Here is a 24,140-nt window from a genome sequence, read left to right as displayed (position 1 = left end):
CAAGAAACGTAGAAGTTGTTGCAGTCCACCAGCGCCAGGGCTTGTGTTGTTGTCTGCGCCATGGCGTCAATACAGTTTGTGCAGGTTGCGGGTGACCACGCCCCAAATCACCAGTTCCTCACCGTCCTTGACCACGATGGGGGGATACAAGGGGTTCTCGGCCATCAGCTTGACCACCCCGCCACGGCGATGCAGGCGCTTGACGGTGTAATCGTCGTTCAGCACCGCCAGCACGATGTTGCCGTGCTTGGCCTCGATGGAACGGTCCACCAACAATTCATCACCCTCGTAAATGCCGATGCCGCTCATGGAGTCACCTTTGACCCTGAAGATGAAGGTGGCCTCCTTGTTGCGAATCAGGTGCTCGTTCAAGTCAATGCGTTTGCGCGTGTGGTCTGCCGCCGGCGAAGGGAAACCGGCTCGCACCGCCCAGGCGCACATCTCCAGCCAGACCTTGGCATCGGGAACAAATACAGCTTGAGGGAGAGAAATGGCAGGTGTTGTCATGTCTTGAATATACTGGATATTCATACAGCTCTTCAAGTACACGCCTTGCCAGAAATCAGGAACTTTGGCGCTGAAGTTCCTGCAGCAAAAGCCACCAGCGGTTTTACCAACCGGTTTTCGACGGCTTGGTTGCGGGTTTTGCGTCAGGCGTTGAAGCGGCTGCCGCTGGCGCCGTGGCGGGCGCAGATGGAAGGGGGACAGCAGGAAGAGGTATGGCGGGAAGGGGCGCAGCGACAGGCGCCGCCGGCGAGGGCTGACCCTGCGGGGCCAACGGTGCTGCCGTTTCAGGTTTGGCGACCCGCGTCGCTTGGCGTTGCAGGCCTGTCTCGATCAGTTCCTTGGCATTTTGCCGCTGGCCTCGCACCGCAAAATCGAGCGCAGACAGGCCCATCTGATTTTTCACCGTCAAGTCGGCACCCGCCTGGATCAACACCTTGACCGCTTCAGGGCTGCCGTACATGGCCGCCATCATCAGCGGCGTCGTGCCGTTCGGCGACTCGGCATCAATGTAGGCGCTGTTTTCCAGCAAAAATTCGATCACCGCAACATGCCCACCGGACGCGGCGTAGTGCAAAGGCGTCCAGCCGGTCTTGTTGACATCGGCATCGTGCTCAACGAGCTTCTTGACCAAGGGCAAATAGCCCTTGAGCGCCGCCAGCATCAAAACGCTTTCGTCTTTGTCGTTGCGAATCTCGGTTTTGACTTTGGGCCAGCCCGCCAGCAACTCGGCGACCTTGAGTGAGGGTTCGCGCACCGCCAGCATCAAACCGGCCACCCCCTGCGGGTTGACCGTGTTGGGGTCAAAGCCGCGTTGCAACAAGGCCTGCACCGTTTTGGCATCGTCAAATCGAAGCGCCTTGAAAAAGTCTTCGTAAGAGCCAGCCCAGGAAAGTTGACTGGCTATTAATCCAATTAAAACAACCAACTTTTTGAACAACTTAATCTTTAACATGAAATTTTATCCAGCTGTTTTGGCAAACAACTTCAAGAAATTACGCGTGGTCAACTCACCCACCGCCTGCGAAGTCGAACCGCGCAATTCCCCCAAAAGCTTGGCCACAAAGGGCACATAAGACGGGTTGTTCAATTTGCCCCGGTAGGGCACGGGCGCCAGATAAGGGCTGTCGGTTTCGATCAGCAGACGGTCATCGGGCACAAATTTGGCGACTTCGCGCAAATCGGCGGCGGTCTTGAACGTCAAGATGCCCGAAAAGGAAATGTAAAACCCCAGGTCCAGGGCAGCTCGGGCCACTTGCTGGCTTTCGGTAAAGCAGTGAAAAACGCCCCCTGCCGAGCCCGCATCACCCAGTTCGCCCTCCTCTTTCAGGATGGCGATGGTGTCGTCCGAGGCCTGCCGGGTATGAATCACCAGCGGCAAATGCGTTTGCCGGGCCGCCCGAATGTGGGTGCGAAAACGATCGCGCTGCCATGCCATGTCGGCCACGGTGCGGCCGCCTTTGCGCTCTTCCATCTGGTAGTAGTCCAGGCCCGTTTCGCCAATGGCCACCACTTTGGGGCGCGCCGCACCGTCCAGTAAATCTTGCAAACTCGGCTCGCGCACGCCTTCGTTGTCGGGGTGCACCCCCACCGTGGCCCACATATTGTCGTTGGCCATGGCCAGGTTGTGCACCTCGTCAAACTTTTCCATCGTGGTGCAAATGACCATGGCGCGGGTCACTTGGGCGGCCACCATGGCCTGCTGGATGCTGTCCAGCTGGCTCATCAGCTCGGGAAAATTCAAATGGCAATGGGAGTCGGTGTACATGGCTCAGCCCTTGGACAGCAGGGTTTGTTGGGCATCGGCGGTCAGCGCTTCCAGCATCAGACCGGCATTGAAAGGGTGTTCGGCGGTGCGGGCCGATTGCATCAACCGCTTGAACCAGTCGGTCAGCACCGCGGTCGAGGCCTTGCTTTCGGGCAATTGGACCCCCTCAAAAAAGCGGGGTGCTGCGCCCAACTGGCGCAAAAGCAAGTCGTGGCAAAGCTTTTGCAAGGCATCAATGGCCTGGGCCGGGCTCAGGTCGGCCAGATGCCGGGCATCGCCCTGACGCATGGCTTTGGGCAGCGCAGCCCACCAGGCTGGCGACAAACCGGCTTCGGTCTGGCGCAGCACATCGTTGGGTCTGCCCCCGGCACTGCGCAGCAAGGCCGAGGCCTCAGGGGCTTGCAAGCCCTGTCCGGTCAACCATGTCAGGGCTTCATCGGTCTCGGGCCACTGCATGGTGTGGGCAAGACAACGGCTGCGGATGGTGGGCAGCAATATGTGGCTGGCCTCGGTGGCCAGCACAAAGCGCACATCGCCGGGGGGCTCTTCGAGGGTTTTGAGCAAGGCGTTGGCCGTGATGGTGTTCATGCGTTCGGCCGGAAACACCAACACCGCCTTGCCCCGTCCGCGCGCATCGGTGCGCTGGGAAAACTCCACCGCATCGCGCATGGCGTCGACCCGGATCTCTTTGCTGGGCTTGCGGGTTTTCTTGTCGATCTCATCCTGGGCTTTTTCAGACAGGGGCCAGCCCAGTTGGATCATCACGGTCTCGGGCATCAGCACAGCCAGGTCGGCATGGGTGCGCACGGCAATGGCATGGCAGCTGGGGCAATCGCCGCAAGCGCCCTGTGTTGTGGGTTTTTCACACAGCCAGGCGGAGGCCAAGGCCAGTGCCAATTCGTATTGGCCCAGGCCAGAAGGGCCTTGCAGCAACCAGGCATGCCCGCGTTGGGCCAGCAAATCGCGAGTTTGGCGGGCGATCCAGGGGGCATTCATCACGGCGCTCATAGGGCGTTCCGTTTCAGCCAGTCGGCCAGCACACGGCTCACATCCGCACCCACAGCTTCCATCGCCTGGGCGGCGTCAATGCGTGCAAAACGATGGGGCATTTCGTTTTGGCGCTTGGCGTAGCCAGCGCGCACCGCGGCAAAAAAGTCGGCCGGTTGCGACTCGAATTTGTCAGGCACGCGGGCCGAAGCGAGGCGCTGCGCTGCAATGTGTGGGTCCAGATCAAACCAGAGGGTGAGTTCGGGCTGGCGCAAGGCGCCATCCGGCAGGGCTTGCACCATGCGCTCCAGTTGGGCCAGCACCTGCCAGTCAAACCCCCGACCACCGCCCTGGTAGGCGAATGTGGCATCGGTGAAGCGGTCACACAAGACCACATCGCCCCGGGCCAGCGCAGGCTCGATCACCTGCACCAGGTGCTCACGGCGGGCTGCAAACATCAACAGCGCCTCGGTCAACGGGTCCATGGGCTCGTGCAGCACCAGCTCGCGCAGCTTTTCAGACAAGGGCGTGCCGCCCGGCTCACGGCTCAGCACCACCGCCCTGCCCGCTTGTTGGAACAAATGGACCACGCGCTCAATGTGCGTGGACTTGCCCGCACCGTCGATGCCTTCAAAACTGATGAACAAACCGCGTGTCATGGGCTGTGTGAAATGGGTAAAAACCGATTGTCGCAGGCTCTCAAGGGCCAGACTCAGTCCTTGGCAGGCTGAATGCCACGCTGGTAACGGTTGACCGCCCGGTTGTGTTCGTCCAGTGTGGCGCTGAATTGGCTGCTGCCGTCACCTTTGGCCACAAAATACAAGGCTTGCGTCTTGGCCGGTTGCACCGCCGCAAGCAGCGCCGCCTTGCCGGGCATGGCAATCGGAGTGGGCGGCAAACCACCGCGGGTGTAAGTGTTCCAAGGCGTGTCGGTGCGCAGATGAATGCGGCGCAGGTTACCGTCAAAGGCTTCGCCCAGCCCGTAAATCACGGTCGGGTCGGTCTGCAGCATCATGCCAATGCGCAGCCGGTTGTGAAAAACGCCCGAAATCATGGGCCGGTCCGAACCCTTGCCGGTTTCCTTTTCCACGATGCTGGCCAGAATCAGGGCCTCTTCAGGTGACTTGACCGACACATCGGCCTGGCGTGCGTCCCAGGCCTGAAGCAAGTGTTTGTCCATGGACTTCATGGCCCGCTGCAATACCGCCAGATCGCTCGAACCCTTGGCATAAGCATAAGTGTCTGCGTAAAAGCGCCCTTCCGGGGCCACGCCCGGACGGCCCAGTTGTGCCATCAGCACCTCATCGGACAAAGCGCGGCTGTCGGGTTTGAGCTTGTCGGCCTTAGCTAAGGCCTGACGCACTTGCCGCCAGTTCCAGCCTTCCACGATGGTCACGGTGCGCAGGCTTTCTTCGCCACGCACCAGCATGTTCAAAAGGCGTTGCGGTGTCGTGCCGGGCGGGATTTCGTAACTGCCCGCCCGCATCTGGCGCGATTGGCCCGATGCGCGAAACCAGGCGTAAAGCAATGTGGGGGAGGTCTGCGCCCCAGCATTCACCACCGCCTGCGCCATGGACTTGGGCGATGTGCCCGGCTCGATCGATAAATCCAGCGTGGCCTGGCGCGTGTCGATGGGCTGTTGAAGCCACCAGAACGCGCCTGCACCGGCGGCCAAGGCCAAAACCAGCAGGCTTGCCAGCAACTTCATCAAGCCTTTGAGCACGACCATGTCCTTGTTCGAGTGTTGAAAACGTGGTGGGGATGATAATTCACGCCTTGTCAGAAGACCGAGCCGCACCATGAACACCCTTGCAGACAACACCCACATGCCAATGAGCAGCGTTTTGAACGGCATCAGCCCCCTGCCCCACCTGGGTGTGATCCAGGCCCAAGGCGAAGACGCTGCCCATTTTTTGCACAACCAGCTCAGCAACGATGTGCTGCTGTTGCCTGTGGGCCAGGCACGGCTGGCGGCGTTTTGCTCGGCCAAAGGCCGCATGCAAGCCAGCTTCATCGTCATCAAGACGGCGCCCGACACGGTATTGCTGGTCACAAGCCTCGATTTGCTGGCCCAGACCCTCAAGCGCCTGTCCATGTTCGTGCTGCGGGCCAAAGTCAAAATGACCGATGCCACAGCCCAATGGCAACTGCGCGGCCTTCTGGGTGACCGTGCTGTCGCCGTGGTGGGGCGGCTCGCTGCGTGGCAGACCGTGGCGGCCGATGGCGTCCATGCCGTGGCGCTTTATTCAGCGGTTGCCGGTGAAGTCCAGGTGCCTCGCGCCCTCTGGCTGGCCCCGCAAGGACACGCACTGCCCGCAGGCGCTGAGGTGTCCAGTGGCGTGTGGCAATGGGCCGAAGTCATGAGCGGCGTGACGCTGGTCACTCAGCCCGTGTTCGAGGCCTTTGTGCCCCAAATGCTCAATTACGAATCGGTCGGCGGTGTGAACTTCAAAAAAGGCTGTTACCCGGGACAAGAAGTCGTGGCCCGCAGCCAGTTTCGCGGCACGCTCAAGCGGCGCACGGCGTTGGTGCACAGCCCGGTGGCACTCATCACCGGGCAAGATGTCTTCACCCCAACCGAGCCCGAGCAGCCATGCGGCAACGTGGTGCTCTGCGCCGCCCGACCCGATGGTCACGGGTTTGATGCACTGGTCAGTGGCACCTTGCAGAGCATGCCAACCGGTTGGCATGCTGGCGATGCACAAGGCCCTGCGCTGGACCTGCTGCCTTTGCCATACGTTTTGCTCGAAGATATTTAACGCTCAGAGCTGGCGCACCATCTCGATGTGCGCAATGCCTGCTTCTTCAAAAATCGCCCCGTGCGGTACGAAGCCGGCACGCGTGTAAAAGCCTTCAGCGTTGCACTGGGCGTGCAAAACCACCTGGGTATCGCCCCGATTTTTGGCAGCGTCCATCAGGGCGTGCAGCACGCGGTGGCCCAGATCGCTGCCGCGCATTGGCTTTTTCACGGCCATACGACCAATGCGGGCCACGCTGGGCGCGTGCTGCAGCAAGCGGCCGGTGGCCAGGGGCATGCCCATGCGGTTCAGGGCCACGGCGTGCAAGGCGGTGTCATCCTCGTGGTCCCACTCCATCTCGGCGGGCACTTTTTGCTCGTGCACAAACACCTCGGTGCGCAGTGGGCTGGCCAGGTGTTTGAAGTCGTGCCATGAACCGACGTGAACCTGCACCATGTCTTCGCCGCGCTCAAAGCCTTCCATCATGTCGCGCAAGGGGGCCGCAATGGGCTGGCTCTTCTTGGCCACAGGATCGGCATACACATAAACCAGCTCGCTGGTGATCAGCAGTTCATCCCCCCGAAAAATGGCCCCGACGAAGGTCATGGACGAATTGCCAATGCGGTCACAGCGCATGCACACCGTCAGAAAGTCGTCCATTTCAGCGCTGGCGTGGTACTCGATGCTGGCCTTTTTGACAAACAGATCACCGCCCAACTGGTGCATGGTCTCGGCATACGGCATGGCCAGCTTGCGCCAATACTCGGTCACGGCGGTGTCGAAGTACATCAGGTAATGGCCGTTGAAGACGATTTTTTGCATGTCGACCTCGACCCAGCGCACGCGCATTCGGTGAGAAAAACGGAAATCCTGGGGTTTCATGGCTCAGCTTTCAAAAGCGGTTTTCAAGGCCCTGCCCGCATCGGCGTGGGCTTTCAGAGCGTCGGGGATGGCGCGGCCCATGGTGATGAAACCATGGACAACGCCTTTGTAAATTTCCAGATCCACCGGCACACCGGCCATGCGCAGGGTGTCGGCGTATTGCACGCCCTCGTCCACCAGCGGATCGCACTCGGCCAAACCGACCCAGGCCGGTGCCAGACCCGAATGGTCTGGTGCGTTCAAGGGGGCAAAACGCCAGTCTTGACGGTCTGCCGGGTCAATGTATTGGACAAAAAACCAGTCCACTGTCGCCTGGTCAAGCATGAAGCCTTCGGCAAATGTGTGGTGCGAAGCGGTGTCTTGGTGGGCGGTGGTGCCCGGGTAAAACAGCAGTTGCAGGCGCAGCTTCAAGCCCGCATCGCGGGCCATCAGGGCGCAAACGGCGCTCAGCGTGCCCCCTGCACTGTCGCCCCCCACCGCCAACCGGCTGCCGTCCAGCCCCAGACTTTCCCCGTGCTGGTGCAGCCAGTTCAACGCATCCCAGGCATCGTGAACGGCCGTAGGAAATCGGTGCTCTGGCGCCAGGCGGTAGTCCAGTGAGACCACGGCGCAATGGCCCAGACGGCTCAGTTGGCGGCACAGCACATCGTGCGTGGTCAAGCTGCCCACGGTGAAACCACCACCATGGAGGTAGAGCAACACGGGCAAGGCGGGACCCCCCGGATTTTGTTGGGGCGCATACAAGCGGGCGGGCATGGGGTGGCCATCGCGTGCTGAGATGAACAGGTTTTCCACCCGGTCCACATGCGGCGGGGGTTGCAGGTCAAGCATGGGGCCACCGATGTCGTAAAACTCACGGGCTTGCGCCGGGGTCATGGCCGCCATGGGTGGCCGGCCTGCGCGCTGCACGCGCTCGATCAAACTGCGTGTGGCGGCATTCAGCAAGGACCGGGGGTTGGTGTGGTGGCTGCTCATGGGGAGGCTGTTGGGGTGATCGGGAGGTACAAACTGGCGCAGGCCCTGTCGCCAAACAAGGGTGACAAGGTCAAAGGCATTTTTTACCTCAAAATAAGCCTTGAATCCTACATCGCCACGCTGATCGGGACTTTCACCTGATCCCCGTTGTGCCCACCTGATTGGAGTTTTGCCACATGTCTTTCATCAATTACGTCACCCAGATCCAGATCGACTTTGGCGCCGTCAAGCTGCTGCAGGCCGAATGTGAGCGTGTGGGCATCCGCAAACCCTTGGTGGTGACCGATGCGGGTGTCAAGGCCGCTGGCGTCTTGCAAAAAGCATTGGACGCCCTGCCCGGCTTGCCCGTCACGGTGTTTGATCAGACCCCTTCTAACCCGACCGAGGCGGCGGTCCGCGCTGCAGCGGCCATGTACAAAGAGCACGGCTGTGACGGCCTGATCGCGGTCGGCGGCGGCTCGGCCATCGACTGTGCCAAGGGCGTGGCGATTGCCGTCAGCCACGAAGGCCCGCTCAAAACCTACGCCACCATAGAAGGCGGTTCGCTCAAGATCACCGACCGGGTGGCTCCGATCATTGCGGTGCCCACCACCAGCGGCACGGGCAGCGAAGTGGCCCGAGGGGCGATTTTGATTCTGGACGACGGGCGCAAACTCGGCTTCCATTCCTGGTTCATCGTGCCCAAAGCCGCCATTTGCGACCCCGAACTGACCTTTGGCCTGCCCCCCATGCTCACGGCAGCCACCGGCATGGACGCGGTGGCCCATTGCATGGAAACCTTCATGGCCGCGCCCTTCAACCCGCCTGCGGACGGTATCGCGCTCGACGGTTTGGCCCGGGGTTGGGCCCACATCGAACGCGCCACCCTGAACGGCCAAGACCGCGAAGCGCGCCTGAACATGATGAGCGCCAGCATGCAAGGCGCGATGGCTTTCCAAAAAGGCCTCGGTTGCGTGCACTCGCTCAGCCACAGCCTGGGCGGCGTCAACCCGCGCCTGCACCATGGCACTTTGAACGCCATGTTTTTGCCGGCGGTGGTGCGTTTTAACGCCGTGGCCGAGTCGGTGCAAAAAGAAAACCGCCTGAACCGCATGGCCCAAGCCATGGGGCTGCAAAGCGGCTCGGATATCCCCGATGCCCTCCGCGACATGAACGCCCGACTGGGCCTGCCCACGGGCTTGGCTGCAATGGGTGTGACCGAAGGCTTGTTTGACGCGGTCATCACCGGCGCGCTGGCGGACCATTGCCACAAGACCAACCCGCGCATTGCCTCGGCCGATGAATACCGCGACATGCTGCTGACGAGTTTGTGAGCTTCGTGAGGTCACACCCGACTGGATCGGGTGACCTTTTTGTCAGCCAGCTTGGCCTTGGCCCTTTCTCTGGCCTGTGCTTTGGCCAAATGCCCCCGCAAAGCCGCCGCCCAGGCGGACTGGGCCCACTGCACAGCGTCCTCTGAGGCATCAAAAATCGCATCTGGTGCAGCCCAATACGACAGCGCCACATCCTTGCCCTTCATGGCGTACGTGAAAGGCGTCAGGCCCAGCGCCTCGAATTCGGGCCGGTTGACTTCCTCGGCTTTGAGGTACAGCCACTGGTCCATCACGATGGCGAACATCAGGCCTTCGTGGTACAGGCCATGGCCGCCAAACATGCGGCGGGCCGACACGGGGGCCCAATCTTCCAGCAACTCCTGCACAAAGGGGATGAAGTCGCTCATGGCAAGAACTGTGTCAGGGCAAGGTCGGTTTCAGGGCGCGTCGTGGCTGGCCATTTTGGCGCCCACATGCACCTCGCCCCGGGCTTCGGCCAGCTCGACCTGGCGCTGGCGCTCGGCCAGTTTTTCCTTTTGCTCGGGGGTGCGCTGGTCGTGGCAGTGGTCGCAGCTCACGCCCAACACATAGTGCGGCGACAACTTGTCTTGTGCGCTCAAGGGCCAGCGACAAGAGCGGCACAAGTCGTGGCTGCCCACGCCCAGGCCGTGACCGACGCTCACGCGTTCATCAAAAACAAAACACTCACCTTCCCAAACGCTTTGCTCGGGTGGCACTTCTTCCAGGTATTTGAGAATGCCGCCTTCGAGGTGATACACCTCGTCAAAACCACGCATTTTCATGAGGGCGGTGGATTTTTCGCAACGGATACCGCCTGTGCAAAACATCGCCACCTTGGTCTTTTTAGCGGCTTCGCCCTGTAAATGCGGCTGTGCATCCAGCCAGGCTGGCAACTGCACGAAGTTTTTGATGTCTGGATTGACCGCCCCTTTGAAAGTGCCAATCGCCACCTCGTAGTCGTTGCGGGTGTCGATCACGACCACGTTAGGATCGGCCAATAAAGCATTCCAGTCGGCGGGCTTTACGTACTGGCCCACGGTTTTATTCGGGTCAAGTTCGGGCACGCGCAAAGTGACGATCTCTTTTTTAAGCCTGACCTTCATGCGTGTGAAAGGCGGCTTGGGGCTCCACGATTCCTTGTGCACCAAACTGCTCAGGCGCGGATCGGCCCGCAAAAAAGCCAGCACGGCGCGAACGCCCGCCTCAGGCCCGGCTACCGTGCCGTTGATGCCCTCATGCGCCAAAAGCAATGTGCCTTTGACGTCGTTGGCCTCACAACAGGCTTGCAAAGGGGCCTGAAAATCAGTGAAGTCGGGCAGGTCAACGAATTTGTAGAGGGCTGCGGTGAGGAGCGGGGTATCGGTTTGCATGGGTGGATTATCCCTTCTGCTGTCGCGGCTATGACGAGTAAGTCAACAACACCACATCGGCGGCCTCATGTCGCAATGGAATCAATGCCTGGTATGCCGCTGAGCCGTGCCAACCCTCTGCATCGGACAAAGAGGGAAAACGTATAACCACAATGTCAGCGTGAGGGCATGAACCCGCAAGGGCATTGACCTGGTTGCCCCGAAACACCAATTCACCGCGCCAAGGGACCAATGTGGCCAGCACCTGCCCACGGTATTGGGCCCATTTTTCAGGGTCGATCACTGTCATTTGACCCACAACATAAGCATCAGGCATGCGAGCTCCTCACAAGGGTTGAACACTCAACGAACTGGGATTTTGCAACCACGCCCTGAACTCATCCGCCAACTGCTGGCTGGCACTGGCCGCTGCATTCCAGACCTTCACCCGTCCAGCCAGATCGCGATCGTAGGTCAGGAAATCCTTTCGGTCCGGCAATTTGCCGTTCGGCAGGGTTTTGACCCACTCGGGATTGGGGGCCAGGACGATGGTGTTGTCCAGAAAAGGCGTTGCGCCGTGCCGCCATTTGAGCGCTTTGTCCAGCCAGCCCGGCACCACACTCTTCTGAAAATGCGGGTACAAAACGATGGCGCCTTCGGTGCCTTGCTCGGGCGCGGTCCAGTTCAGGTGCAGGTGGTAATCGGTGATGCCGCCATCCCAATACGCGCCTGGGGGTGCGTCCGGGATGTCATGAACCGCTTTCAGCGCAAAGGGAATCGAACAACTGGCTTGCAAGGCGGGCATGAAATTGTCCTCGTCCAAGCTCACCCTGCGGGTGCGAAAGTCTTGCGCATCAAACGGCAAGCTTGCACCGTGGCCCGAAAAAACCACCCGCTCCAGCCAGCGGCCAAGGGCACGGCGATGCAGCGCATTGCTCAAGAAGGCCCCAGCGTAGCCCAATGGCGTGGCCACCGGGTGCTCGCGGTGCAGCAGGTGCCGCCCGTGTGAAGTGAGGATGTGCAGCCGATAACGCGGGTGGCTCAGCACCTCGCCAATGCGACCTCCGTAAAAGGCTTGCAGGCTTTGGCCAAAGGCCTCGCTCACTTGCTGAGCACTCACTCGCTTGTGGCCAGGCAGGGCTTCATAGTGTTGGTGGATGTAATCGTGCTCCAGGCGAGCAAAGGCGGCCACTGTATCGTTCAGGCACGCAGTGGCCATGCGCCAGGCCCCGATGGACGCCCCAACCAAGTCCACTGGCTGGCTGCTTTGAGGCAACCATTGACCAAAAATGAACCTGTCCAGCGGCCCCAGGATCAAGCCCTTGGGCCCACCCGCGGCGCCAGGAATGACGCCGATGTGCTCGGGCCGCAGCCCGTGCTCTCGGATGTGCGCCAAGGCTTGGGGGCCTGCGTGGATGTGAAGCGCCTGCATGGGCTTTATTTTTTCATGCCTTGCAACTTGGCAAAGGCGCTGGCCATGGCCGATCCCGAACCGGCTGCGGGGGGCGAGGTGTAGCCCCCAGCACCCGATCCTGCGCCGCGCTGGCGCTGGTCGCGCCCTGCCCCTTCATATTTATTGTCACGGGGGTCATCCCTTCTGGCGGGCGCAGCGTCGAGTTTCATGCTCAGGCTGATGCGCTTGCGCACAACATCCACCTCCAGCACCCTGACCTTGACGATGTCTCCTGTTTTGACCACTTCACGGGCATCGGTCACAAACTTGTTGGCCAGCTGGCTCACATGAACCAAACCGTCCTGGTGCACACCCAGATCGACAAAAGCGCCGAACTGGGCCACGTTGCTGACAGTGCCCTCGAGTGTCATGCCTGCTTTCAGGTCCTTGATGTCTTCCACACCGTCGGCCAGTCGGGCCACTTTGAAATCCGGGCGAGGGTCGCGGCCGGGTTTTTCCAGCTCACCCAAAATATCCCTGATGGTGATGGCCCCGAACTTGTCGCTCACAAACAGCTCGGGCTTGAGCGTTTTCAAGACATCCGAGCGGCCCATGATCTCCTGAATGGGTTTGGCGGTGTGGATGATGATCTGCTCGACCAAGGGATAGGTTTCAGGGTGAACACCCGTCATGTCCAGCGGGTTGTCACCGCCGCGAATGCGCAAAAACCCGGCACTTTGCTCGAAAGTTTTGGCACCCAGGCCCGTCACTTTGAGCAGATCCTGTCGGGTCTTGAACATGCCGTTGGCATCGCGCCAGCGTACGACCGATTTGGCCACACTGCCTGACAAGCCGGACACACGGGACAACAAGGGCACGCTGGCGGTGTTCAGGTCCACACCGACCGAGTTCACGCAATCTTCGACCACGGTGTCGAGTGTGCGGGCCAATTCGCTCTGGTTCACATCGTGCTGGTATTGGCCCACGCCAATGGCCTTGGGGTCGATCTTGACCAGCTCGGATAAGGGGTCTTGCAGGCGGCGGGCAATCGAGGCCGCACCGCGCAGGCTGACGTCGACATCGGGCATTTCCTGGCTGGCGAACTCACTGGCCGAGTACACCGAAGCACCCGCCTCGCTGACCACCACCTTCTGGATCTCCGCGCCGTCGCGCAACTTGGCCAGTTGTTTGATCAGGTCGCCGGCCAATTTGTCGGTTTCTCGGCTGGCGGTGCCATTGCCAATCGCGATCAGGTTGACGTGGTGCTTTTCGCACAGCTTGGCCAGGGTAAAAAGCGAGCCCTCCCAATCCTTGCGCGGTTCGTGTGGGTAAACGGTGGCGGTGTCCACCAGCTTGCCGGTGGCATCGACCACGGCCACTTTCACGCCGGTACGGATGCCCGGGTCCAGCCCCATCACCACGCGAGGGCCAGCAGGCGCTGCCAGCAGCAAGTCGCGCAGGTTGTCACTGAACACCTTGATGGCCACTTTTTCGGCGTCTTCGCGCAGGCGTGTGAACAGGTCGCGTTCGGTGGACAGGCTGAGCTTGACGCGCCAAGTCCAGGCCACACATTTGCGGATCAGGTCGTCCGAGGGGCGCGCTGCGTGGCGCCAGCCCAAATGCATCGCAATTTTGCCTTCTGCGATGCTGGGCTTGCCCAATTCGGGCTTGGTGCCAAGGCTGGCTTCTGGTTCAGGAACCACCAGTTTGGCATCGAGCATTTCGAGTGCACGGCCACGAAAGACGGCCAACGCACGGTGGCTCGGCACGCGGCCTATGGGTTCGTCATAGTCAAAGTAATCGCGGAACTTGGACACATCCACATTGTTTTCATCCTTGCCTTCAGCCAGTTTGCTTTTGAACAAGCCCTCCTGCCAAAGCCATTCGCGCAGGGCTTGCACCAGGCTGGCGTCTTCGGCCCAGCGTTCGCTCAACAAATCGCGCACGCCATCGAGCACGGCGGCTGTGGTGCTGAAGTCTGCACCCTCTATGGCACCGGCAGCCAGCACGAAGGCTTGCGCTTCGGCGTGCGGGTCCAGTGAAGGGTCGGCAAACAGCTTGTCAGCCAGTGGCTCCAGACCGGCCTCACGGGCCATCATGCCCTTGGTCCGTCGCTTGGGCTTGTAGGGCAGGTAAAGGTCTTCCAGCTCTTGTTTGGTGGGGGCAGCTTCGATGGCAGCTCGCAGTTCAGGCGTCAGTTTGCCCTGCTCTTCGATGCTTTTGAGGACGGCAGCGCGGCGCTCCTCCAGTTCCCGCAGGTAGCCCAGACGATACGCCAGTTCGCGCAGCTGGATGTCGTCCAGACCATCGGTCGCCTCCTTGCGGTAACGGGCAATGAAGGGAACGGTGGCGCCGCCATCGAGGAGTTCAACCGCGGTTCTGACCTGCTCCAGGCGGATACGGATTTCTGCGGCCAGTTGGGCCAGGATTTTCAGCATATTTCAGTCAGATCTCTGAGGGCGAAACGGGCGAGTTTGACACAAGCGGATGCCCTAAAAAACAAACTGCGGATTCAAATTTGAAGTTCAACACCTGATCCCTTAACGTCAGACGATGCCCACAAACCCCAGAAACCACAAGCTGCTGTGCCCCGAAGATCGGATGACGATCGCCAGCCCACAGCAGCCAAACTTCAACATTGGGCAGATTGCCAAATTGCTGCAGCGCTCACCTTCTACGACCAGCGGGTCACTCAAGCGCAACGGCGGATGCACTCGCTCAGCCAAGTCCTTGCGATCAAGCCTCGCGCAAGGCTTTGCGCAGGCCCTCGCCCACTTCGGGCTTGGCGGCAAACGGGTCGGGCGGGTTCTGGCCCTGCACGATCGCCTCCATCCGACTTTGCACATTGCCCAGCGCTTGCGGGTGGCTGTAGATGTAGAACTGGCCACTGGACACGGCATCAAATACTTTTTGCGCCACATCCGCCGCAGAAACCTTGCCACTGCCAACGGCTTTGTCACTTTGTGCCTGACCGATCAGTTGGCTTGCGGTGGGTTTTTTGGCCGCCAACTCGGTGGGGCGGTTGCGATGGCTTTGACTGATGCCGGTGGGCACAAAATAAGGGCACAGCACGCTGGCACTGACCTGGTCGCTCACCAATTGCAAATCCTGGTACAGGGTTTCGGTCAGAGCCACCACGGCGTGCTTGCTGACGTTGTAGATGCCCATGTTGGGCGGTGTCAACAAACCCGCCATGCTGGCGGTGTTGACGATGTGGCCCTGATAAGAAGGATCGGCTTGGGCGGCCTCCAGCATCATGGGCGTGAACAAGCGCACACCGTGCACGACGCCCCACAGATTGACGCCGAGCACCCACTCCCAGTCGGCCACCGAGTTTTCCCAGACCAGTCCACCGGCACCCACACCTGCGTTGTTGAAGACCAGATGCGGCGCACCAAAACGTGCCCTCACATCGGCAGCCAGTTGTTCCATGGCCTGGGCATTGGAGACGTCGAGTTGACGTGCCAGCACCTGAACGCCTTGGGCCTTCAGTTCAATTTCAGCTTTGTTCAATGCGTCTTGCTGTACGTCCACCAACACCAGGTTCATGCCCAGCTTGGCACCAATACGGGCACACTCCAGGCCAAATCCTGAGCCCGCGCCTGTCAGTACAGCGGTTTTACCTTTGAAGTTGTCGATCATGGTGCGGCCTTTTTAAGTGTGAATCCAACACGGGGGAAATGAACATGCACCGTGCCAGCCCGCTCGTCGCTGCGGCGCAGGGTGTAACGGGTGCGGGTCGCGGCGAGCAAATCGCCCTCGGTCGGCTCTTGGCCAAAGTGGTCAGCGGCAATCACCACCCGTGAGCCCAAAGGGATACCGTGCTCATCCTGAAACACATCGGTTTGCAGGGGGGCTGGCGTCGCATGGCTGGCCATTTGCAAAGCCTCGGCAGCGCTGAGTTTGCCGGGGGTGCCATGCCCAATGGCTTTCATGCGCGCCATCCAGGCCAATACTTCGGGGGTGGCGTCCAAAATACCGGCCAATGCCGGCGTGCGCTCTTGCGTGAACCACAAAGGGTGGTACGCCGCGAAGTCGGCCACACAAGCTTGCGCCCCCAACAAAAAGTCTTGCCCATGCAGCATGTTGGCCAGCCGGCGCAAATAACTTTTGTAGGTGGCAGCAGCATCAGCAGCGGCCATGCGAGGAGCGCCGCCACGCATAGCACCCCTATCGGCCACAAAGGCTTGCACAGCTTCAGCGGGCGCGCCTGCAAACACCTGCGCTACTCCAACCGGTTGAAAGTTGTAGGCCATGGCTGCCGTGAACAAGGCGCTGTCGGCCCATTGCGCCACGATGCGGGCCACCCCTTTGACAGCTTCAGGGTAAGGGGTGGGCGTGGGCGTAGGGGCGATGTGTTCCAACATATCGCAAATGAGCGCCGTGTCGCAATAAATGTCTGCGCCGATCTGCAACACCGGTGTTCGGCGGTAGCCTCCCGTGAGCGCCGTCAAATCGGGCTTGGGCATGATCATGGGAATGATCACGCTGTGCCAAGCCAGTTGCTTGAAGCCAAAAATCAGGCGGATCTTTTCGGCAAAAGGCGATGTCGGGTAATGGTGCAGGATCAGATCGGACATGGTGCAGCCCCTGTTCAGATCAGCTTGACCAGTTGCTTGCCAAAGTTCTTGCCTTTGAGCAGCCCCAAAAAGGCTTCAGGCGCAGCGGCCAAACCTTGAGCGACCGATTCACGTGGACGCAGTTTGCCTGTGCCGACCAATGTGCCCAATTCCTGCAGCGCTTCGGGCCAGACTTCCATGTGTTCACTGACGATGAAGCCTTCGATCTTCATGCGGTTGACCAAAATCAGGGCTGGGTTGGCCATGGGCAGCGGCGCCCCATCGTAGCCGGCGATCATGCCGCAGACCGCGATGCGTGCAAAGGCGTTGGTGCGCAGCATCACGGCATCCAGCACCATGCCACCCACGTTTTCAAAGTGGCCATCGATGCCGTTCGGGCAGGCTTCGCGCAGCGCTTTAGACAGCGACAAATAATCTTTGTGTTCCTTGTAGTCGATGCAGGCGTCAAAGCCCAACTCTTTGACCACGTAATCGCACTTGTCCTTGCCGCCAGCAATGCCCACGACGCGGCAGCCACGGGCCTTCGCCAAAACGCCATAAGCGCTGCCCACCGCACCGCTGGCAGCGCTCACGGTCACGGTTTCACCGGCTTTGGGGGCAATGATCTTGACCAAGCCGTACCAAGCGGTCACGCCCGGCATGCCCACGGCACCCAGGTAGTGCGACAGCGGCACATGGGTGGTGTCCACCTTGCGCAAGGCACCCAGCACATTCGCATCGACCACGCTGTATTCCTGCCAGCCGCCCATGCCGACCACTTGGTCACCAGACTTGAACTTGGGGTGGCGGCTGTCCACCACCTCGCCTACCGTGCCACCAATCATGACCTGGCCCAAGGGCTGGGGCACGGCGTAGCTTTTGCTCTCGTTCATGCGTCCGCGCATGTAGGGGTCAAGGCTCATGAAATGGTGCTTGACCAGCACCTGGCCGTCTTGCAAATCAGGGATGGTCGCTTCGACCATTTTGAAATTGGCCACGGTGGCCTCACCCTGAGGGCGGCTGTCCAGAACGATTTGGTGGTTGAGGGTCATAGTTGTCTCCAATACTCAGTTTGTAAAAAGAAATCAGTCGGTTGAAAGTACCGCCGCAGGGCGACGACTCACATATTTGAAAGTGCCGGTGGCATGGGCACAAAGCTGGCCATCGGCATCGAACACATGGCCTTCTGTAAAAGCCATGCTGCGGGTACGGTGCATCAGATGGCCTTTGGCCACCAGCTTTTCTGAGCCCGATGCCTTGGCGGGGCGCATGAAGCTGGTTTTCATCTCAATGGTGACAACGCCCATGTCAGTCTCAACACTGCGGGCAGCCGTGGCCATGACGACATCCAGCAGCGTCATGACTGCGCCACCATGCGTGACGGCAAACGAATTGAGGTGCGCCAGCGCGGGCGAGTAATGCAGCTCAGACTGGCCGCCCTCGAACTTTTCAAGCGTGAAACCCAAGTGGTCCACAAAGGGAATAACGGCGCCAAAGGGAATGCTCATGAGTCTGTTACCCGCCGATGATGGCGCTGACGCCACCGTCCACCGCCAGCCACTGACCGGTGATGTGTTTACCGGCATCGGAGGCCAACAACACGGCCAGGCCTTTGAGGTCTTCGTCGTCGCCCAGGCGGCGAAGAGGAATGCTCAGAGCGATCTTGTCGACCCCCATTTTTTCAAGCGTCCCGTAGGTCATTTTGCTGGGGAAAAAACCTGGACAAATGGCATTGACGGTGATGCCATGCTCACCCCACTCACCCGCCAAGGCACGGGTGAAATTGATGACCGCACCCTTAGAGGTGTTGTAGGCGATGGTTTTCATCTCGGAAGGGTTGCCCGCCAGACCGGCGATTGAGGCCACATTCAAGATGCGCCCCTTGCCACGCGGAATGAAGCAGCGCCTGGCCACTTCTTGCGACAAGATGAAATAACCTCGCACGTTCAGATTCATCACCTTGTCCCAGGCTTCCACGGGGTGGTCCTCAGCAGGCGCGCCCCAAGTCGCACCGGCGTTGTTGACCAAGATGTCGATCGGACCCATGCGCTCGGTGGTTTCAAAAGCCAGGCGACGGATGTCTTCTTCCTTGCCGCAGTCGGCAGCGATCCAGCGTGCATCGATGCCCGCTGCCTGCAACTCGGCCGCAGCAACTTCCAAGTCGGCCGCCTTGCGCGAGCTGAGCATGATCTTGGCCCCAGCCTCTCCCAGCGCGTGGGCCATTTGCAAGCCCAATCCGCGCGAGCCGCCCGTGACCAGGGCCACTTGTCCGGTCAGGTCAAACAGTTGTTGAACAGTGCGTGCCATGGAGGTGCTCCTTTATTGAACGGTGAAATCCATGCAGTGGCGTTCGTTGACAACCGCTTTCATGAAAGGTTTGATGGCCAGATGTTGCGGGTGATTCTGATAGGCCGCTAGCACCTGCGCGTCATCGAGCAGCATGTGCAGCACCAGATCGTTGGTGCAGTCCATGCCCGGCGTCGCGGTGGCCACTTCAAACGCACGAATACCGGGCACCACTTGGGCACAAGACAGCAACAGGGTTTGGGCTTTTTGCAAGTTGGTGGCCTTGTCGGACCCTTCTGCATGGTCTTTCAAATTCCAGATAACGATGTGACGGATCATCAAAATGCCTCCTCGGGCAAGTTGGCGCAGGTCTGGTCGCGGCTGCTAACCACGCTGAGCCAGGCGCCAATTTTGGGCAACTCGTAACGGAAGAAATAGCGACAAGCAGCACGCCGCCCTTGGGCCGCCGGGCTGATGTCATCGCCCAGGCTGGCGGCCACATCCAGCCAAATCCAGGCAATGACCGTGTGGCCAAAGGCCTGCAAATAAGGCACAGCATTGGCCAGGGCCTGGGCAGGTTGCGCACCATCCCAGGCTTGTCGGGTGGCTTGTCCGATTTGTTGCAGCGCTTCGCGCAAGGCTGCCGCCTCAGGTCCCCAAACAGTTCCTGCGTGGGCAGCCGTGGCCAGCATGCGCTCGCCCAGCAGTTGCAGGCCACGCCCGTTTTCCATCAGCACCTTGCGGCCCAGTAAGTCCATGGCCTGGATGCCGTGTGTGCCCTCGTGAATCATGTTCAGGCGGTTATCGCGCCAATATTGCTCCACCGGAAAATCGCGGGTGTAGCCATAGCCCCCATGAATCTGGATGGCCAGGCTATTGGCCTCCAGGCACCATTCGCTGGGGAAGCTTTTGGCGATCGGCGTGAGCACTTCAAGCAGCAAGCGCGCCACATCGGCGTCTTCAGCGGTGCCAGTGTGTTGTTCGTCCACCAGACGAGCGCTGTACAAGGCCAGGGCCAACGCCCCCTCGCTGTAAGCCTTTTGCGCCAGCAGCATGCGCTTGATATCGGCGTGTTCAATGATGCGCACCTGGGGCTGGCTGGCGTCCTTGCCTCCCGCACCAGTCGGTCGGCCTTGCGGACGGTTTTTGGCGTAGTCGAGGCTGGCGTAGTAACCCGCCATGCCGAGCATGGTGGCGGCCATGCCCACACCGATGCGGGCCTCGTTCATCATGTGAAACATGCATTTGAGGCCTTCGCCGGGCTTTCCGACCAAATACCCCACTGCGCCACTTCCGGCGCCGTCCAAGCCTGCGCCGGCTTCACCGCGCACTGGGTATTTGCCTTCGCCAAAGTTGAGCAGCGTGTTGGTGGTGCCGCGCCAGCCGCATTTGTGGTTCAGCCCTGCCAGCGCCACATCATTACGCTCACCGGTCAGCTTGCCATCGGTGCCCACCATTTTCTTGGGCACGATGAACAGCGAAATGCCGCGCACGCCCGGCACCAGTTGGCCATGCGCATCCGGGATCTTGGCCAGCACCAGATGAATGATGTTCTCGGAGAGTTCGTGCTCGCCCGAAGAAATCCACATCTTGTTGCCGCGCAACCGGTAGCGGGCGCCCAAAGGTTCGGCTTCAAAGTCTGCACCGTCTGGCGTGGCACGTGTCGTCACATCGCTGAGCGACGAACCCGCCTGCGGTTCACTCAGGCACATGGTGCCCGAGAAACGCCCGGAAAATTCGTGGGCAGCAAACACCTGCTTTTGCAGGTCGTTGCCATGCACCATCAACAAATTGGCATTGCCGCTGGTGAGCATGCCCGAGCCGATGCTGACCGATGCCATGGCAAAAAAGGCGTTGGCCGCTGCCTCCACCGTGTAAGGCAATTGCATGCCGCCCATTTCATAGTCTTGCGCAGCGCTCAACATGCCCGACTCGGCATAGGCCTTGTACGCATCGTGCGTGGCCTGCGGCAAGATGACTTTTTCACCATCAAAATGGGGTTCTTGCGTGTCCACCAGACGGTTGAACGGCGCATATTTTTCTCGTGCAATCCGTTCACAGGTGTCGAGCACCGCATCAAAAGTTTCACGACTGTGGTCGGCAAAACGCTCGCGGATCTGCAGGCTTTCAACCTTCAGCCAGTCGTGCAGCAAAAAATCAACGGTGGGGCGCAGGCTCATGTCGCATCATCCCGAGTCAGCAAGTTCAGACAAAGAAAAAGGCGGTCGGCTGGAGGCCGACCGCCTGGGTGTTGCTTAGGCATCAACACACAAGGGCATCACAGCACTTCGAAAATGCCACAAGCTCCCATGCCGCCACCAATGCACATGGTCACCGCCACGCGCTTGGCGCCACGGCGCTTGCCTTCGATCAGGGCATGGCCCGTCAGGCGTTGGCCGCTCACGCCGTAGGGATGACCCACCGCAATCGCACCCCCGTTGACGTTCAAACGGTCAGCCGGGATGCCCAGCTTGTCACGGCAATAAAGCACCTGCACCGCAAACGCTTCGTTCAGCTCCCACAGGTCAATGTCGTTGACGGTGAGGCCCAAACGCGCCAGTGCTTTGGGCACAGCGTAAACCGGGCCAATGCCCATTTCATCAGGCTCGCATCCAGCCACTGCAAAGCCCAAGAAACGACCCAGAGGCTTCAGGCCCTTTTGTTCGGCGAGTTTTTCATCCATCAGCACACAGGCACCGGCACCGTCCGAGAACTGGCTGGCGTTGCCTGCTGTGACCAGACCGCCAGGCAGCGCCGAGCGCAGGCCCTGGATAGCTTCGAGTGTGGTGCCTTCGCGCAGGCCCTCGTCCTTGCTCACCGTCACTTGCTTGGTGGTCAGGCCCATGACTTTGTCGACCACGCCGGCGGTCACAGTGATGGCCGCCATTTCGGCGTCAAACAAACCGGCCGCTTGCGCAGCGCAGGCTTTTTGCTGACTGGCAGCGCCGTACTCGTCCATGCGGTCGCGGTCGATCTTGTAGCGCTTGGCCACTTGCTCGGCGGTTTGCAGCATGTTCCAGTAGATCTCTGGTTTCATTTTGGCCAGCGACAAATCGTGCAGCATGTGGGTGTTCATTTCTTGCTGGACGCAAGAGATGCTTTCGACGCCACCGGCCACAAACACCCGGCCTTCACCGGCAATGATGCGTTGCGCGGCCATCGCAATGGTCTGAAGCCCGGATGAACAAAACCGGTTGACGGTCATGCCCGACACCGAGATCGGCAGACCCGCCTTGAGGGCGATCTGGCGGGCGATGTTGGCGCCAGTGGCACCCTCGGGTGTGGCACAACCCATGATCACGTCTTCGACTTCAGCGCCGTCGATGCCTGCACGGGCCACAGCGTGTTGCACCGCATGGCCACCCAGCGTGGCGCCGTGGGTCATGTTGAAGGCGCCCTTCCAGCTTTTGGCCAAAGGGGTGCGAGCGGTAGATACGATGACAGCATTCGTCATGATGGAAACCTTTCATGTTGGAGCAGGCGACTGAGCCTGACTCCGAAAAAATAAATCAGTTGAATGTCTTGCCTTCGGCCACCAGGCGCGCCAACAAAGGCGCGGGCTGCCAAAACTGAGCGTCGTCATGCGGGTTCTTGGCAAAGCGTTTCATGGCTTCAGCCACATTGAACAGGCCAATGGTGTCGGCATAAATCATAGGGCCACCACGCCACAGCGGGAAGCCGTAACCCGTCAGGTAGACCATGTCGATGTCGCTGGCTTTGCTGGCAATGCCTTCTTCCAAAATGTGCGCGGCTTCATTGACCAAGGAAAACACCAGACGCTGCACAATTTCTTCATCAGGAATTTTGCGGGGTGTAATGCCCAGTGCAGCACGGTGTTTTTCGATCATCTCGACCACCACAGAGCTCGGGATCGCGTCGCGCTTACCCGTCTGGTAGTCGTACCAGCCGGCACCCGTTTTCTGGCCATAACGGCCCATCTCGCATAGCAAGTCAGCGGTTTTGCTGTACTTGAGGCCTGGCTTTTCCTGGTAACGGCGCTTGCGAATCGCCCAACCAATGTCGTTGCCCGCCAGATCACCCATGCGGAACGGGCCCATGGCGAAACCAAATTTTTCAACAGCTTTGTCCACCTGCGCGGGGGTGCAACCCTCTTCGATCAGAAAGCCCGCTTGACGGCTGTACTGCTCGATCATGCGGTTACCGATGAAACCATCGCACACGCCGGACACCACCGAGGTCTTCTTGATCTTCTTGCCCAATGCCATCACGGTGGCCAAAACGTCTTTGCCGGTCTGGGCACCACGCACCACTTCGAGCAGCTTCATCACGTTGGCTGGGCTGAAGAAGTGCATGCCGATCACGTCTTGTGGGCGCTGGGTGAACGAGGCGATCTTGTTTACATCGAGGGTTGACGTGTTGGACGCCAAAATAGCGCCAGGCTTCATGACTTCGTCGAGCTTCTTGAAGACGGCTTCTTTCACGCCCATTTCTTCAAACACGGCCTCGATCACCAAGTCGGCCTGACCAATGTCGTCATAGCTGAGCGTGGTGCTCAAGAGCGCCATGCGCTCTTCGTATTTTTCTGCTTTGAGCTTGCCCTTTTTAACCTGCGATTCGTAATTCTTACGAATAGTCGCCACGCCACGGTCCAGTGCGTCCTGCTTCATTTCGAGCATCTTGACTGGAATACCTGCATTCAAGAAGTTCATTGAAATGCCACCCCCCATGGTGCCGGCACCAATGACAGCAACCGACTTGATCTCGCGCTTGGGTGTGTCCTCAGGGACATCCGGGATCTTGGACGCGGCACGGTCAGCCATGAAGATGTGGCGCAGCGCACGCGACTCGGGCGTGAGCATGAGGTTCATGAAGATCTCGCGCTCGAAGACCATGCCGTCTTCAAACTTCTTCTTGGTGGCAGCTTCAACCGCATCCACACACTTGGCGGGCGCTGGCAGATTTTTAGCCATGCCCTTGACCATGTTGCGCGCAAACTGAAAGTACGCGTCGCCTTGTGGGTGCTTGCAAGGCAGCTTGCGCACCAGTGGCAATGGCGAACCATCGGCGTGGGCTGCAGCCACTTTACGGGCCAGAGCCAAGGCTTCTTCGGCCAGGCTTTCCGCTGATTTCGCCATGGCATCAAACAGCTTTTGACCGGGCAACATGGCGAGCATTTCGCTTTTGATGGCTTCGCCGCTGACGATCATGTTCAGGGCGGGCTCGACACCGATCACGCGGGGCAGCCGCTGCGTGCCCCCTGCGCCAGGAATCAAACCCAGCTTGACTTCAGGCAAGGCCACGCTGGTGCCGGGTGCGGCAATGCGGTAGTGGCAGCCCAGTGCGAGCTCCAATCCACCGCCCATGACCACAGAGTGAATGGCCGCCACAACAGGTTTGGCTGAAT

24 protein-coding genes are annotated in these 24,140 nt (G+C 60.0%); 2 read left to right on the top strand and 22 right to left on the bottom strand.

Annotated elements, in window-relative coordinates; all coding sequences use genetic code 11:
* Positions 1–66: 66 nt before the first annotated feature.
* From ACIQ3A_RS08280 to mltG, 6 genes are all read right to left on the bottom strand, one after another.
* Entirely contained in the window at positions 67–507 is a 441-nt protein-coding gene (locus ACIQ3A_RS08280; RefSeq protein ID WP_396431272.1) for a LexA family protein, read from the bottom strand.
* A 103-nt stretch (positions 508–610) separates the two neighbouring features.
* Positions 611–1,459 carry an ankyrin repeat domain-containing protein gene (locus ACIQ3A_RS08275; RefSeq protein WP_396431271.1) on the bottom strand — a complete coding sequence of 283 codons (849 nt, stop codon included), beginning with the start codon at positions 1,457–1,459 and terminating at the stop codon, positions 611–613.
* Positions 1,460–1,465: 6 nt separating this feature from the next.
* Positions 1,466–2,272 carry a TatD family hydrolase gene (locus ACIQ3A_RS08270; RefSeq protein ID WP_396431270.1) on the bottom strand — a complete coding sequence of 269 codons (807 nt, stop codon included), beginning with the start codon at positions 2,270–2,272 and terminating at the stop codon, positions 1,466–1,468.
* A gap of 3 nt (positions 2,273–2,275) precedes the next feature.
* The gene (locus ACIQ3A_RS08265) at positions 2,276–3,280 is read right to left on the bottom strand and encodes a DNA polymerase III subunit delta' (RefSeq protein ID WP_396431269.1); all 1,005 of its coding nucleotides are present in this window, start codon (positions 3,278–3,280) and stop codon (positions 2,276–2,278) included.
* Positions 3,277–3,918 (bottom strand): dTMP kinase, encoded by a 642-nt coding sequence (tmk, locus tag ACIQ3A_RS08260; RefSeq protein ID WP_396431268.1) that lies wholly within the window; start codon positions 3,916–3,918, stop codon positions 3,277–3,279. Before tmk ends, ACIQ3A_RS08265 begins: the two co-directional genes overlap by 4 nt.
* Before the next feature lie 53 nt (positions 3,919–3,971).
* Entirely contained in the window at positions 3,972–4,988 is a 1,017-nt protein-coding gene (mltG, locus tag ACIQ3A_RS08255; protein WP_396431267.1) for an endolytic transglycosylase MltG, read from the bottom strand.
* Positions 4,989–5,058: 70 nt separating this feature from the next.
* On the opposite strand from mltG, the gene ACIQ3A_RS08250 reads away from it, so the two are divergent.
* A complete protein-coding gene (locus ACIQ3A_RS08250) occupies positions 5,059–6,018 on the top strand; it encodes a YgfZ/GcvT domain-containing protein (RefSeq protein WP_396431266.1) in 960 nt (319 codons plus the stop codon).
* Positions 6,019–6,021: 3 nt separating this feature from the next.
* Here the strand turns inward: ACIQ3A_RS08250 and ACIQ3A_RS08245 are convergent, their stop codons facing one another.
* On the bottom strand, positions 6,022–6,879 hold the full coding sequence (locus ACIQ3A_RS08245; protein WP_396431265.1) for a YbgC/FadM family acyl-CoA thioesterase: 858 nt from the start codon (positions 6,877–6,879) through the stop codon (positions 6,022–6,024).
* A 3-nt stretch (positions 6,880–6,882) separates the two neighbouring features.
* A complete protein-coding gene (locus ACIQ3A_RS08240) occupies positions 6,883–7,854 on the bottom strand; it encodes an alpha/beta hydrolase (RefSeq protein ID WP_396431264.1) in 972 nt (323 codons plus the stop codon).
* A gap of 176 nt (positions 7,855–8,030) precedes the next feature.
* Here ACIQ3A_RS08240 and ACIQ3A_RS08235 point away from each other — a divergent pair, with 176 nt between their 5' ends.
* Complete coding sequence (locus ACIQ3A_RS08235) at positions 8,031–9,167, top strand: iron-containing alcohol dehydrogenase (RefSeq protein ID WP_396431263.1); 1,137 nt, start codon at positions 8,031–8,033, stop codon at positions 9,165–9,167.
* 11 nt (positions 9,168–9,178) lie between these two features.
* On the opposite strand, the gene ACIQ3A_RS08230 is transcribed toward ACIQ3A_RS08235, so the two are convergent.
* The 14 genes from ACIQ3A_RS08230 to ACIQ3A_RS08165 all read right to left on the bottom strand — a co-directional run.
* Entirely contained in the window at positions 9,179–9,574 is a 396-nt protein-coding gene (locus ACIQ3A_RS08230; RefSeq protein ID WP_396431262.1) for a TfoX/Sxy family protein, read from the bottom strand.
* A 30-nt stretch (positions 9,575–9,604) separates the two neighbouring features.
* Positions 9,605–10,558, bottom strand: coding sequence for a rhodanese-related sulfurtransferase (locus tag ACIQ3A_RS08225; RefSeq protein ID WP_396431261.1), 954 nt, complete (start codon positions 10,556–10,558; stop codon positions 9,605–9,607).
* A gap of 28 nt (positions 10,559–10,586) precedes the next feature.
* Positions 10,587–10,874, bottom strand: coding sequence for a DUF1330 domain-containing protein (locus tag ACIQ3A_RS08220; protein WP_396431260.1), 288 nt, complete (start codon positions 10,872–10,874; stop codon positions 10,587–10,589).
* 9 nt (positions 10,875–10,883) lie between these two features.
* Positions 10,884–11,969 carry a phospholipase gene (locus ACIQ3A_RS08215; protein ID WP_396431259.1) on the bottom strand — a complete coding sequence of 362 codons (1,086 nt, stop codon included), beginning with the start codon at positions 11,967–11,969 and terminating at the stop codon, positions 10,884–10,886.
* Between the two features lie 5 nt (positions 11,970–11,974).
* Positions 11,975–14,368: a Tex family protein gene (locus tag ACIQ3A_RS08210; protein WP_396431258.1), complete on the bottom strand. Its 2,394-nt coding sequence runs from the start codon at positions 14,366–14,368 to the stop codon at positions 11,975–11,977.
* A 298-nt stretch (positions 14,369–14,666) separates the two neighbouring features.
* Positions 14,667–15,572 (bottom strand): SDR family oxidoreductase, encoded by a 906-nt coding sequence (locus ACIQ3A_RS08205; protein WP_396431257.1) that lies wholly within the window; start codon positions 15,570–15,572, stop codon positions 14,667–14,669.
* Positions 15,569–16,510, bottom strand: a complete 942-nt coding sequence (locus tag ACIQ3A_RS08200) for a glutathione S-transferase family protein (protein ID WP_396431256.1) — start codon at positions 16,508–16,510, stop codon at positions 15,569–15,571. The genes ACIQ3A_RS08205 and ACIQ3A_RS08200 overlap by 4 nt, the downstream gene beginning before the upstream one ends.
* 14 nt (positions 16,511–16,524) lie before the next feature.
* Complete coding sequence (locus tag ACIQ3A_RS08195) at positions 16,525–17,541, bottom strand: NADP-dependent oxidoreductase (protein WP_396431255.1); 1,017 nt, start codon at positions 17,539–17,541, stop codon at positions 16,525–16,527.
* A 33-nt stretch (positions 17,542–17,574) separates the two neighbouring features.
* The gene (locus tag ACIQ3A_RS08190; RefSeq protein ID WP_396431254.1) at positions 17,575–17,997 is read right to left on the bottom strand and encodes a PaaI family thioesterase; all 423 of its coding nucleotides are present in this window, start codon (positions 17,995–17,997) and stop codon (positions 17,575–17,577) included.
* A gap of 7 nt (positions 17,998–18,004) precedes the next feature.
* The gene (locus tag ACIQ3A_RS08185; RefSeq protein WP_396431253.1) at positions 18,005–18,796 is read right to left on the bottom strand and encodes an SDR family oxidoreductase; all 792 of its coding nucleotides are present in this window, start codon (positions 18,794–18,796) and stop codon (positions 18,005–18,007) included.
* A 12-nt stretch (positions 18,797–18,808) separates the two neighbouring features.
* On the bottom strand, positions 18,809–19,114 hold the full coding sequence (locus tag ACIQ3A_RS08180) for a Dabb family protein (RefSeq protein WP_396431252.1): 306 nt from the start codon (positions 19,112–19,114) through the stop codon (positions 18,809–18,811).
* A complete protein-coding gene (locus tag ACIQ3A_RS08175) occupies positions 19,114–20,955 on the bottom strand; it encodes an acyl-CoA dehydrogenase (RefSeq protein WP_396431251.1) in 1,842 nt (613 codons plus the stop codon). Before ACIQ3A_RS08175 ends, ACIQ3A_RS08180 begins: the two co-directional genes overlap by 1 nt.
* Before the next feature lie 98 nt (positions 20,956–21,053).
* Positions 21,054–22,229, bottom strand: coding sequence for an acetyl-CoA C-acyltransferase (locus ACIQ3A_RS08170; RefSeq protein ID WP_396431250.1), 1,176 nt, complete (start codon positions 22,227–22,229; stop codon positions 21,054–21,056).
* 55 nt (positions 22,230–22,284) lie between these two features.
* Positions 22,285–24,140: 3-hydroxyacyl-CoA dehydrogenase NAD-binding domain-containing protein (locus ACIQ3A_RS08165; protein WP_396431249.1), on the bottom strand; the 1,856-nt coding region annotated here is incomplete at its 5' end.

It is taken from the genome of Limnohabitans sp., from assembly GCF_044361985.1.
GTDB lineage: Bacteria > Pseudomonadota > Gammaproteobacteria > Burkholderiales > Burkholderiaceae_C > Limnohabitans_A.
Note: the sequence above shows the minus strand (reverse complement) of the source record. Positions and strands in the feature narration are given on the sequence as shown.